This window comes from Lentibacillus kapialis (genome assembly GCF_014646635.1).
Taxonomy (GTDB): Bacteria; Bacillota; Bacilli; order Bacillales; family Amphibacillaceae; genus Lentibacillus; species Lentibacillus kapialis.
This window is the reverse complement of sequence record NZ_BMNQ01000001.1, coordinates 68877-81994: the sequence shown is the minus strand read 5'-3', so window position 1 is coordinate 81994 and position 13118 is coordinate 68877. Positions and strand designations below refer to the sequence as shown.

The following is a 13118-nucleotide window of genomic DNA, read 5'->3' as shown; positions in this document are numbered from 1 at the left end:
ACTTCGGCCTACAAAACGTTTCCAACTGAATTTTGCGTGTCCTCGCCGTGTTCGTAGTGCAGAATAGTCCATTCATCTACACGGACCCGGTCCCCCGCTGGGATGACCAAAGTCGTAGCAGGGTGCTCGACAATGGCAGGGCCCTCAAGTACGTTGCCAGGCTTCAGCATATCCATTTCCCAAAGCTGTGCCTCATGCCACGCACGATTGTAATACATGGACCGCTTTCCTTTGGCGGCCTCAGGATCAGGATTCTTGGATCCCAAAGGACGGCGACTCAGCTCTGGCTTCACTTTTTCCACGCGAGCATTTAAGCCGAGTTCCATAATTGTGAATCCGGCTGTGCCATAACCGGACACACTGCGGTTAATCTGTTCGTACAGGTCTTCAAAGGCTTGTGTAAGCTTATCTAAATCTTCATCTGACTCTAATTTGGTCACTGGTGCTGCAACTTCAACATCTTCCAATTGGCCAGTGTAGCGCATCATAGCGAATGGTTCACAAACGATTGCGTCCGTCTCATGCCCTTCAGAGATCAACTCAGAACGGGCTTGGGAATCGAGTTCGCTCCAGATTTCATTAATCTGACGTCGCGCCTCTTCCCGATCCTTATCTGAGGAATCAGGTCCGGTCATAATATGGACGGATTGGCTGTGCCTGTGCAAGTAATCCGCCGTTGTGCAACCAAAGGCTGAAAATGCTGCTGCAAACGGGAATGACAAGACACCTTTAAAACCTAAGCCGCGGCTGTACTCAGCCATATGAAGCGGGCCTGATCCACCATAAGCCATTAAATGGTACTCACCTGGATCTACACCACGGGACGAAATGATAGACTCAATGGAAGACTTGGCTTCCATCTCCAGCATGTTCACCATTCCTTCCGCAGCTTCATACACATCGACCCCCAACGGATCGGCCACTTTTTCCTTCAGAACCTGCTTTGCTTTGTCGACATTGAGTTGAACCTTGCCACCAAGAAAATTGTCCGGGTTCAAGCGACCCATTATCGCATCACAGTCAGCAATCGTTGGTTCTGTACCACCCATATCCATCGCTACCGGACCCGGAACCGAACCAGCGCTCTCCGGCCCCAGGCTGACCTTGTGCGTATAAGGATCCACCTTGACGATGGTACCGCCACCAGCTCCGATGGTATCCATCGCCAGCGTCGGCAGATTCAACTTAAATCGAGCCAAGGTCGGCTCATCTTCAATAGGAACTTTACCACGGGTAATGGCACCGATATCGAAACTTGTACCACCCATATCACTGACAATTACCGAGTCTGCTCCGACCAACTCGCCAACATGCCTGGCTCCCAAAAGCCCTCCAACCGGTCCTGAAATCATTGTCTCGTGCAGACGGGGATAGCGCACATCAGCGAGCCCCCCATATGAGAGCATTGTTTGCATACTGTTTGAAAAACCATGTTGCTTGGCGGCGGTTTCGACACCCAACAACTGCTCGCGGCCCTGGGATGTTGCATATGCCTCAATGAGCGTGCTGTTTAACCGGGATTGCTCACGGATAATAGGACGAACATGATGACTTAAGTAAATCGGGATGTCGATATCTTGCTCCGCAAATACCCTACGAGCCGCTTCACCAATTTGCAGCTCATGTTCGGGGTTGACATGAGAATACATACAGCAGACGCATAGCCCTTCGATGTCTTGTTCTAAGAGCTCTTTTACACCGCTGACTGCCTCATGCTCATAAGCGGGAATGACTACCTGGCCGAAATGGTCGATCCTCTCGGTCACGCCACGCACTCGGCTAAGGGGAACAAGGGGATCAGGATGGGCGTGAGTGACCGCATGCAAGCGATCCTCATATGAATAGCCCGCCCATGACTGCAAACCTCTTCCCATGAGAACGGCATCCTCCATGCCCCGGGTCACAATGAGGCCGATGCGTTTACCTGTTCTGGACAGCAACGTATTTAACATGCCTGTACCTGAATATAAGGCGACCTCCAATTCCTCAAAGGTTTTGTTGATATCCAGGTTCCAGATGTTTGTGGCATCCTGTGCAGATTCAATAAATCCTTCCGATTCGTAATTAGGTGTGGTTGGCGCCTTACCGACAGCAAAGTTGCCCTGTTTGTCTACAAGAATCGTGTCGGTCATCGTGCCGCCAGCATCGATGCCGAGCACAAGTGGTGTTGTCTTTTTCATAGCTTGTATCCTCCTTCGTTTAGCCTTGTTTGATTTAATCTTGTTTCGAGGGGCACTAAGATCAATTAAATAAAATTTTGCGCCCCTAGGTTGGATCTCCTATAAATAGGTTAACCGTCCAGACGGTTTTTTGTCAACACTAAAAAGTGAATTTTATTCAAAATTATCTTTCATCCCTAGTGCTCTATCTCTCTTCCTCTCCTAGAAGAACGCCTTCTTTTTTCTCAGCTACCGTATCATTTTTAGCATCCGATATAGGTGGTTCGGAATATTTTATTAAGGTTGTTTTTTCCTGTCCAAAATCTTCTTTGACAGATTTAACAAAAGAGAACGTCATCAAGGAAAAGACCAAAATCATGGGGACACCGACAATAACTGAAGACAATTGAACTGCCTCCAACCCGCCTATGGCTAATATAGTTATGCCTACCCCTCCAAGAATTAACGCCCAAAATAATCTATGGATTCGAGGCGGTTGACCGGTTCTACCCAGTTTCTTACTCGCAACAGATGACAAAATCAATGAAGCACCATCAAAAGTAGTTGCCGAAAATATTAGGTAGGCGATTACTAGTAGCGGTATTATGATCGTACTAAAAGGTAACGTGTTAATAACTGCCATTATAGCTTCCGTTTGTCCACTATTAGCCATTATTGAATTAACTGGAACTACTTTGGATAATTGAAGATTCAATGCGTAATTTCCAAAAACACCAAAAAATACCCAGCAACCCACCGGTCCTACCAAGCATTGGGTAATGATCACTTGTTTTATTGTACGTCCCTTGGATATCCTGGCAGTAAACAAACCTATTAATGATGCATAACCAATCCACCATGCCCAATAGAAAACAGTCCAATCTTGAGGGAAACTTGCATTATTAATGGCTCCCAAACTTAAACTCATGTTAAAAAAATCGTTAAACATTGTACCTAAAGATTGTATGGAATTATCTAGCATAAAGGTTTTTGGACCCACAAGGAACACAAAGACAAGTATTGCTGCAACAATGATTAGATTAAAATCTGATAATCTTTTAATTCCATTCCTTAGACCCAAATATACACTTCCTCCAAATAGAATCACCCAAAGAGCTATAACGATTACCAATAACCCAAAAGTTACAGGTATATTAAACATTTCACCCAAAAGCTGTGCGATCATGGGAGCTACCAATCCTATGCTTGTTCCCACTACCCCGATCAAACCAAGCATCATTACAATATCGACGATTTTACCTGGTAAACCTTCAGAATGTTTACCTAGAATTGGTTTACAAGCAGCACTAAGTCTAAAGTGAGGTATTTTTTTCACATATAAGGCATATGCCATAGGAATACTGGGAAGAGCATAAATAGCCCACGCGAGTATTCCCCAATTAAAGAAACCATAAGGGATAGCCCACTCTGCTGCACTTAATGTTCCAGATTCTATTCCAAAGGGCGGGCCATTAAAAAAGGTGATAGGCTCGATAATCGATAGGTACATAATTTCCGCACCTATTCCCGTAGTAAAAATCATGGCAAACCAACTGAAATTTGAAAATTCCGGCTTATCGCTAGGGCCCCCTAACTTGATTTGACCAAACTTGCTAAAAACAAGCCAAGCAAAAAAGATAAGTATCATTAATGGGAACATGACGAAAATCCAACCAAAATTTCCTGTGATGAAGCCTAATATTGTACCTACAATATTTGCCGCAGCTGAAGGATTTATTCCAACAGGAACTAACCCTAACAGTAAAATTACTAGAACAGGCCATAGCACTTTATTTTCAACATCCAATTTTTTCACTTTATGCACTCCTTTTAAATTTAATACTTTTAAAGTGGTTATAACGTTACCCCATTTAAGCACCTGAATTTCGAAATTTTCATAATACCCGAATTCGTGTTAAAGACCTGAAATCTTTTTAAAATCAATTGGAGTCAGAAATTGAAGATGTTCATTTCTTCTCAGCAACTCTGCCGATTTCTCTAGTTTATAATTAAACATCCCCCCGAAAGGTATTTTTTATAGCATCCCAAGATTAAGGAATCTCCTTCTAAATTGAACATTATATCGTAAAGAAAATTTTGTATAAAATGTTTATACAATCTATACCGTCCAGTTGGTTTGTAAAATTGTTTCTGTATAACGTTATTTGTGCATTTATTTTAGAATTCCTCAATATTACTTTGAAATGCTCGAAAATTGTCATTTGGGAATCTCTTCTCGTTTATGGTATGGTAGCTTCAAATTAATTGAGGAGGTAAACATGTGGTAAGGAAGGACTATTGGAGATTAATATCGATTTTAGAAAAACTCGGCATTCGCCTCGTTCGTCTTATAGTGAATGCCGAAGCTTTTCTTATAAGGTCATCCATAATTTATACTTTCTGACGTTACAAAGAAAAATCGGGAGGGTGCGAATGTTCGGTATGCTGGTAACAGTTGGATAAAAGTAGGAGTACCTTTGTCATCTGGAGGCACATAACTTCTTCAAATCAACGGATATAATTGTAAAATAACAGAACCGGAAAAGGCATAAGGAAAAACGTAATCCATCTTGTCGGGGAGTTGGCAAAACACACAATGTGGAATATACCAAAGAAAGGAATATCCAATTTATAGGAGAGATTTAACGTGAAAATTAAAACAATTATTATTGTTGTAACACTTTTATTATCAATCACTATGTACGGTTGCGTATCAAGTAGTGATGGATCGAATGATACAGGTGACAACAAGGAAGAAAAACCAACATTAACTTTTGGCAAAACGCCATGGACAAGTACTGTTCCACCAACAAAAATAGCTAAAAAGGTTTTGGAGGATATGGGTTATAAAGTAAAGGAAAAACAGGCCAATCTTGGAGTCGTTTTTGCAGGTTTATCAAATGGCGACGTTAACATATTTATGGATTACTGGGAACCACAACACAAACATTACCTAGAAGAAAACTCTGATTCAGTGAAGATTGTATCTACAAGTTATAAAGATGCGGATTGGGGATTGGCGGTTCCTAAATATATGAAGAATGTGAATGACGTCGGGGATTTAAAAGGTAAGGAAGACACAGTCAACAATGAAGCATTGGCAATAGCAGAAAGTGATCCAGCAGTGAAAGATATCCCAAAGGCCATTGACAAATATGATCTAGACATGAAAATGGTAAATTCCTCAGAGGCAGCCATGTTAGCTGCAGCTAAAGAGAGAATAGATAAGAAAAAACCGGTTGTGCTGTTTGGATGGCGACCGCATAGCATGTTTAATCAACTTGATATAAAATTATTAACAAATAATAAAGCACCAAACCTTTTTAGCAGCTCTACTGTCCACGTTGTTGCTCATAAGGGATTGAAAGAGAAGGCACCTGATGCTTATAAGTTTTTAAGCAATTGGAGTATATCCATTCAGGATATTGAAGATATGATTACCAAAATTGACAAAGGAAAAAATCCTGAAGATGTTGCACAAACCTGGATTGATAATAATCAAGACAAGATTAATAAAATGAAGGGTACGAATTGATGACATACTATTTATTAAAACCTTTCATATGGATAATTCAATCATGACATAAACAATTAGTAAACAAACAAATTTAAGTAATGAAGGGAGAAACAAAAATGCCAAGATTAGAAGGCAAGGTTGCTATTGTTACAGGCGGAGCAGGGGAAATCGGCCAAAAAACAGGCGAGAAGTTTTTGAAAGAAGGCGCCAAGGTTATTCTTGTAGATATGAATAGAGATTCTCTTGATAAGGCAAAATCAAATCTTAAACATTATGGGGAAGTCATCACGATTAAAGCTGATGTTTCTAATGAAGATGATGTCAAAAACTATGTCAATGAGACTGTTGAGAAATTTGGGCGCATTGACATCTTTTTTAACAACGCGGGTATTGAAGGAAAGGTTGCTCCAATTGTTGCTCAGGAAATAGAAGATTTCGATAAAGTATTTAAAGTGAATGTACATGGCGTTTTTCTGGGATTGAAACATGTCCTTCCTGTCATGAGTAAGCAAAGAAGTGGTAGCATTATCAATACATCCTCTGATGCTGGATTGTCGGGAGACCCTGGGATCGGCCCTTATGCAGCATCAAAACATGCAGTTGTAGGACTCACTAAAACAGCCGCTTTAGAAGTGGCGAGTGACAATGTTCGTGTGAACTCTATTCATCCTACCTCTGTGAATACGCGAATGATGCGCTCCATAGAATCGGGGGTAAATCCTGAAGACGACTCTAAGGCAAAGGAAGCCCTCATGAATGAAATACCGATGGCACGCTACGGGGAAACACATGATATATCCAATCTTGTCCTCTTTCTTGCTTCCGATGATAGTAGTTTTATCAGCGGTAGTCAGTATCGCATTGATGGCGGTATAGGTGCAAAACATTGATAATGGTTTGAGTGTAAAATAATAGTCAAAAGCTTGAGCTAGGGCATCTATACTTGGATAGGTGCCCTAGGAGGCTTGGACAAAAGTATTTTTATTACAGGAAAATCCGAATTTAAGTTATTGGATATTACCCGCTCCGGAAATATACTCCGCGCACCTTAGGGCGGCTGGTGAGCCTCCTAGTGCTGTCGCACTGCAGGGTCTCACCTATGCTTTTTCTCCCGCAGGAGTCTCCGTATATTTCCTGCGCTAAAGGGATTCATCATTCGTGTTTATGCCTGATTATTTCACTTATGTCCAAGATAGGTGTTGAAATAGGTGGCTATGCGCTTTCATTCAACGACTCAGTATACTGCCTTCTGGTTAATCAGGACACCTTTTCCCGAATGGCTTCCACTTTCGCATTAATCGATTGAAAATTGGGTATTGGTGTCTTTTCATCCGACAACTGATATTTTGCCTTCAAATGTGTGATGCGTTCGATACTTTCGTCAATCCTGCTCTCACTTATTTCCCCATCTTCAACAGCCGTCTTCAGTTTATCAAAAACAGTGGCAATCAAATCCGGATTATGTCCAACAAGTAATAGATCTCCACCCGCTTTCACTGTCTGAACTGCTGCATCAGCAACATTATAATGATCCGTGATGGCACCCATCGTCAAGTCATCGGAAATAACGACACCATCAAAATTATAATCCTTTCGTAAAATGCCTGTAATCACCTCTTTCGACATGGATGCAGGATAATTTTCATCGATTTTTGGCAGCAGGATATGGGCAACCATGCTGACATCGGCACTCTCCGAAATGGCTTTCTTGAATGGCACAAGTTCCAACTTGGACAGTTCCTCGTAGCTTTTATCAACTTTCGGAAGTTTCAAGTGGGAATCCTTTCCCGTATCCCCATGCCCGGGAAAATGCTTCATGACCGAAATAACCTCCTCATTCTGGAGCCCTTTCATCGTCTGGATGCCCAGCCGGGTCACGATATCCGGGTTGTCACCAAACGAACGGTCGCCGATGACAGGATTATCCGGATTGCTGTTAACATCCAGGACAGGCGCGAAGTCCAAATTGAAACCAAGTGCCTGCATCTGCTCACCAAGGATAGTACCGACATTGAAGGATACATCCGGATCATTCAAATTCCCAATTGAACGGCTCGTGGGCAGGCTTTTCACCCCATCAGGCATTCGCGTCACACTGCCGCCTTCTTCATCGACTCCCAGCAATAATGGATATGGATTGTCAGCATTCACAGCTTTCATCTCATTTAAAAAGTTGACAGTTTGCGTCGTGCCTGCAATGTTATCACCATATAGAATGATACCTCCCACATGATACTTTTGAATGATATGTCTTGTCTCAGCGGTCATTTCCGTTCCGTCGACCCCGCTGAAAATCATTTGCCCAATTTTTTTATCAAGGCTCATATTTTCTATATCACCTGGTTGAATGCCTTCCTCTCCATTTTTATCATCTTCGCTTACTTCCTTCGATAAGGAAATATGATCTACATCAGGATTATCTGTATCGCTGTCAGGCTTCGGCAGCACCCATTTCAAGACATAACCATTGGAAAGCTTATAAACAAGAATGATTTGATTGTAATCGTCATCCTGATAGTAATGCGAGTCATCGGGTTTTTCATATGACTTTATCGCGTCCAGATCAAATGATGTGAATGGATCTTGCGAAGAGCGCAAATCTGACACAATGTTGTCTGTAATACCGACCTTGATGTCATGTGACGGATAGATCAAAAAACGACCAACATCCGTATCTGAGGTCTTATCCGGTTTCCCCCAAGTTTTTTGCACGGCATCGGTGGTCGTTTCACCGACAACGATATTGCTTTCCGGGATTTTTCCTTGTTTGGCTAAGTTGAATATGTTGTCCAAAGCTGTCCCAGGCTCCTGGGCCTCTTCATTCTCATGATCCGGTGATGGATTCTTTGGTTGTTGGTCTGCTTGTTTATCATGTGTATCACCCAATGAACGGATGAAAAAGAATACCGCCCCAAGAGCGATGACAGCAATGATGACTATAATTGTAATACGTTTGAACACAGTAATTCCTCCGAAAATAGTTATGCCATAATTAGATAGCAGTGTTACTTCCCATATACATCTCCAACTCCCCATAAGGGGACTATTATTTTAACATGTAGGGCTCCGCCTAAAAACTCCTTCCTTCCCTTCATAAAATGGCCTGTTTCAGAAAAAATGGAGGAGAGTCACCTTTTCCACTACGAATCAACTTTTCCCACTTCTTCGCCTTAATTATTATTTTCGAAAAAATTTTCGGGTCAACACCACATTTTCTTCACCTCTTTTCCCTTTGCTCACTCACCGATTAGCTTCTCTAAATCACGAATTTCCTGCATAGTTGGTTCTTCAACGTCTTCCACTCGGACACCACAGACCACACCTTTGATCAAAGTCCGGGAAGGATTCAGTTGGGGAGCTTCCGCAAAGAAGGTCTCAAAGTCTGTCTGTTTTTCTTGAGGAAAGGGTATGTTTTTATCCTGTGAAATTTTTTGAGGGGGTACTGCATCAAACCTTTCCCTTTAAATTTAATCAACATATAGTGACTAACATCACTATATAACACTTTATATAGTTTTATAGTAAGGATGAATTAACTAAAGGTTAACCATTAAAAACTAAAGGAGAGGTTTGTACATGTTCCAAAATTCGATTGATATTATCAACAAATTTACTTCGCAGCAAGAAAACAAGCAAACAGATTATCTCAGACATGAGAATAGTAATTATGTTTATTCCTTGTCACTTTTAAGGCATAATTTGACGAATCATGGGGAAGAAGCATTTCTTTTTAATCATATTCTTCCTCCAAAAATAAAAGAGTTATATGATGAAGGGGTTGTCTATGTACACGATAAACAGCTCGCACCATACTGTGTATCCATTAGTTGTATGGACATCGCTACAAAAGGGATCCCGTCTCTGGCAAAAAATATGATTTCTTCCAAACCAACTAAGCGGATTTCAACATTATTACGACATTTCAGTAATGTCGTAACATTAATATCACAACAAGTATCAGGTGCAGTCATGCTGGCACAACTATCAACAATTACTGCTTCTTACTTGCATGATGAGGAAAGTCGAGGTATTACATACACAGATGAGGAACTCGTTGAATTGTTTCAAAGTCTCATCTGGGAACTAAATATGCCACTGAGGTCTGGAGCTCAAAGCAGCTTTTCCAATATTACATTAGAGTTCGGGAAACCCTCTGAAGAAATAAAAGATCAATACATTGTCATCGGAGGTGAAGGACGGAATATACAATATAAGGATATCCCGGCAACTTTCTTTGACCGCATAAACCAAGCTATTATTGATGTGATGAAAAACGGAACAGGAAGTGATGGGATTCCTTTTACTTTTCCATTAATAACAGTGCAAATCGATGATCACTTTAATTACCAAAACCCATTATTTATCGAGCTATTGGATAAAATGTATCATTGGGGTGGTGTTTATTTTGAAAACTTTAAAACAAATCCATTTGAAGACTCTTATTACAAAGCATTAAATCCGTTCATTCAGGCAAAAGACCCAGAAGTGAGTAGAAGCCTTTGCTGTCGGCTGCAAATTAATTTAGAAACACTTTCCAAAGCGGGTGGCGGTGTATTCGGATCATCAACAGGTTCCACAGGTGCAGTGCAGGTGCTCAATTTAAATATGAATAGAGTGCTACTGGAATTCGGACATGATCTGGATCTTGTAAAAGTCAAAATACGTGAATATATGGAAGTCATGCAGGAAGCTCACATAAAAAAAAGGAAGTGGATTGAACAAAACAAAGAATTATATCCGACTTTTTTTGCCTATAATAAGGATTTGAAAAATTATTTCAACGTATTCGCCTTGACCGGTATGAATGAAGGCCTCATGAATATAGGTTATAAGGACGGAATTAAGAACAATAGCGGGAAAATGATTGCCCATGAAATAATGCAATACATGACTAAAATTGTGAACGAATTTATCGTGAGAGATAAAGTGGCATGCGGCATCGAATATGCACCTGCTGAAAATGCTGCTATCAAACTTGCTCGCCATGACCTAAAATGGGCAAAAGTCAATGGACGAGAGATTTTCGTACAAGGAGAAGGTGAAAATCCATACTTAACAAGCGGTTGTATGACCCCGTACTCTGAAGAGGATCTTTTAGAACAACTGGAAAATAGTGCTGAATTTCAAGGCTATGCTACATCTGGCAGTGTTTTGCATCATTTTCTCGAATCAAAAGTAAAACCTGAAAACTTGGCAAACTATCTGGATAAAATATTTACCAAACCGATTAATTATATCACCTTGACACCAACGATTACATCCTGTATGACATGCGGTCAGAAGATTGTTGCGGAAGATGCTAAAAATATTCATCACTGCCCTGTCTGTGAATCAACAGATATTGCAACATTCAGCAGGGTGATTGGGTATTTAAAAATGATTTCCAGAAATAACATACATGTAGATGATAAAGGTTATTATGAAGGAAAATATAATTTTTGGTCGAAAGCAAGAAGACATGACTGGACCTTCAGAAAACGGTTGAAAGATGATGGATTGAAGGAGGTTATGCACCGGTAATTAACCGGTGCATGCATAACAATGAAACTATACAATAACTTTATTCGCACATTTACCGATCTTCCCAATCATACGACATTACTGATCCATTCATTATCGGGGTGTCCGTTGAAATGCTTCGGCTGTCTTAATTACAACGAAATCATTGCCAGCACACCAAAAGAATATAAAACGACAGATGATTTATATGATTATCTGAAGAAGAGCGGCTATTTATTCGATGCCGTTATGATTAGCGGCGGTGAATTTCTGAAAAACCCTTTAGATGAGATACGTGCCCTGCTACAAAAAGTGAGAACACTTTTTAACGGGAAAATAATTGTCACAACAAGCGGAATCTATTACCAAAAAATCCGTACGTTATACGAGGAAAATCTCGTTGATGGCATCCATATCGATATGAAGCTGCCATATCATGTACTAGATGTAAAAGAAGATGCACAAATTTATAAGGATATTATGGGAGTAACACCTAGCAAAAAACTTGTTGATCAATTAATAGCAAGTGTTGACGCAGTTATTGAACATAACTCAATCTTAGACCAAGTTCGAACAGTGCGATACCCATTGTTGGAAGAGGCTTTTTTTACAGAGATAAGGCATTTTGTAGAGGACCGAAAAGCCTATTATGAGAGCGTTGTACCTTATTTTCTGAATGATTTTATTTATTCAGAAAGTTGATCGTAAAGATATAAGTCTCGCGGATCATCTATGTATAAGGGGTTGAGGCCGCACGACATGGGGCGCAAAAACTATTCGCATGGTTTGGTGGCCTCGGATTGCAGGGTATGGGAAAAAGGTTTGAATCGATGGGAATGAAGAATGGTGTCACCATGGCTTTTTTGGCGGATCTTTCGGAGATCGGAGGAGGGGTCCTGTTTATTCTTGGCTTACTGACACCACTTGCTTCCCTTTTAATCACTATCCCGATGGTTGTTGCTATTTTCAAAGTCCACATTAAAAGTGGATCTTTTAGCAGCAATGGCGGCTATGAATTCCCCCTGACTAAGCTTTCCATTGCCGTTGGTATTGATTTAGCGGATCCCGGCAAATGGGCAATCGACACGTTCACTTTTTAATGAAGACCGTCATGCATACGAAAAACATTGTCACGCGTGTCCTACCCTGGAACAAGTAATCCTGTCAGTTTGTTAAAATCACCTCACCTTGATTTCCTTCATTTTTCACAACAAGTTACTCAATAAAATGGCCCAATTCTGCAATACAGGATTTTCTTAGTCCAATAATCTGTCACAGGGGAATCGTTGCTAAAGGAGAATTTATTATTCACCAGGAAATAGTATACCAACCTGCGTTTCCGGAATGTATAACGAGACAGTCTACAATTACCGACAAAGCAACATTCTCCTCTCGTTACATAAATGCATATATAACGAGTTAATAATTTTAAAAATCCTGTTATACCAGCATTTCCCGTTATAAAATCGTGTTTTTTCCGGGAATCCAGGATACCAAGGACTATAATGTTATCCTGATTTTTTTCGTAATAAACCCGAAATTTTTTAATAACGATTCGGGATAGACCCTTATAGGTACCAAATTCTTCTGTGTAAGTTTGTTCAACAAACTCATTTTGCAAGAATTCCTCAATATCTAAAATCAATTTAAATATAAATTCCAGGGTCTCTTCCGATGTGAAACGTTCACTCCTAAACTGTAGAAGCTTTTCTCTTACAACCGGTAGCCAGATTATATTTTAAACACTCACTATTCGAAATCCCTTGCAGAAAGTGAATTTAATAATTCTGAAGTTGACATACCTTTTCCATTTTTATATTCACTTCTGCTTTCCTTAATCATTTGTTTAAGCTGAGGATTTTTTTCTACATCAAAGTTGATTGAATTTTCATCTTCTTCCTGTAGTACAAGGGTGAATTTTCCCTTTCCTGGAACTGAAAATT

General features: G+C 40.5%; 8 protein-coding genes and 2 pseudogenes. 5 read left to right on the top strand and 5 right to left on the bottom strand.

Annotation, left to right across the window (positions count from 1 at the left end):
- Positions 1 to 8 precede the first annotated feature (8 nt).
- Both IEW67_RS00405 and IEW67_RS00400 read right to left on the bottom strand, forming a co-directional pair.
- On the bottom strand, positions 9 to 2180 hold the full coding sequence (locus IEW67_RS00405; protein WP_188631073.1) for a hydantoinase/oxoprolinase family protein: 2172 nt from the start codon (positions 2178 to 2180) through the stop codon (positions 9 to 11).
- A 184-nt stretch (positions 2181 to 2364) separates the two neighbouring features.
- Entirely contained in the window at positions 2365 to 3975 is a 1611-nt protein-coding gene (locus tag IEW67_RS00400; RefSeq protein WP_188631072.1) for a BCCT family transporter, read from the bottom strand.
- Between the two features lie 831 nt (positions 3976 to 4806).
- Between IEW67_RS00400 and IEW67_RS00395 the strand changes: the two genes are divergently transcribed.
- Positions 4807 to 5694 (top strand): glycine betaine ABC transporter substrate-binding protein, encoded by an 888-nt coding sequence (locus IEW67_RS00395; RefSeq protein ID WP_229671628.1) that lies wholly within the window; start codon positions 4807 to 4809, stop codon positions 5692 to 5694.
- Positions 5695 to 5792: 98 nt separating this feature from the next.
- Positions 5793 to 6566 carry an SDR family NAD(P)-dependent oxidoreductase gene (locus IEW67_RS00390; RefSeq protein ID WP_188631071.1) on the top strand — a complete coding sequence of 258 codons (774 nt, stop codon included), beginning with the start codon at positions 5793 to 5795 and terminating at the stop codon, positions 6564 to 6566.
- A 367-nt stretch (positions 6567 to 6933) separates the two neighbouring features.
- Here the strand turns inward: IEW67_RS00390 and nagZ are convergent, their stop codons facing one another.
- Positions 6934 to 8637 (bottom strand): beta-N-acetylhexosaminidase, encoded by a 1704-nt coding sequence (nagZ, locus tag IEW67_RS00385; RefSeq protein WP_188631070.1) that lies wholly within the window; start codon positions 8635 to 8637, stop codon positions 6934 to 6936.
- Positions 8638 to 8912: 275 nt separating this feature from the next.
- Positions 8913 to 9071: pseudogene (locus IEW67_RS00380) on the bottom strand (DUF2200 family protein); the annotation flags it as partial.
- A 181-nt stretch (positions 9072 to 9252) separates the two neighbouring features.
- Here IEW67_RS00380 and nrdD point away from each other — a divergent pair.
- The 3 genes and pseudogenes from nrdD to IEW67_RS00365 form a co-directional block, all read left to right on the top strand.
- Positions 9253 to 11196, top strand: coding sequence for an anaerobic ribonucleoside-triphosphate reductase (gene nrdD / locus IEW67_RS00375; protein ID WP_188631069.1), 1944 nt, complete (start codon positions 9253 to 9255; stop codon positions 11194 to 11196).
- Positions 11197 to 11217: 21 nt separating this feature from the next.
- On the top strand, positions 11218 to 11877 hold the full coding sequence (locus IEW67_RS00370; protein WP_188631068.1) for a 4Fe-4S cluster-binding domain-containing protein: 660 nt from the start codon (positions 11218 to 11220) through the stop codon (positions 11875 to 11877).
- Positions 11878 to 11939: 62 nt separating this feature from the next.
- Positions 11940 to 12275: pseudogene (locus tag IEW67_RS00365) on the top strand (DoxX family protein); the annotation flags it as partial.
- A gap of 649 nt (positions 12276 to 12924) precedes the next feature.
- Here IEW67_RS00365 and IEW67_RS00360 read toward each other — a convergent pair.
- Positions 12925 to 13118 (bottom strand): hypothetical protein (locus IEW67_RS00360; protein ID WP_188631066.1); only part of this gene is annotated, 194 nt, incomplete at its 5' end.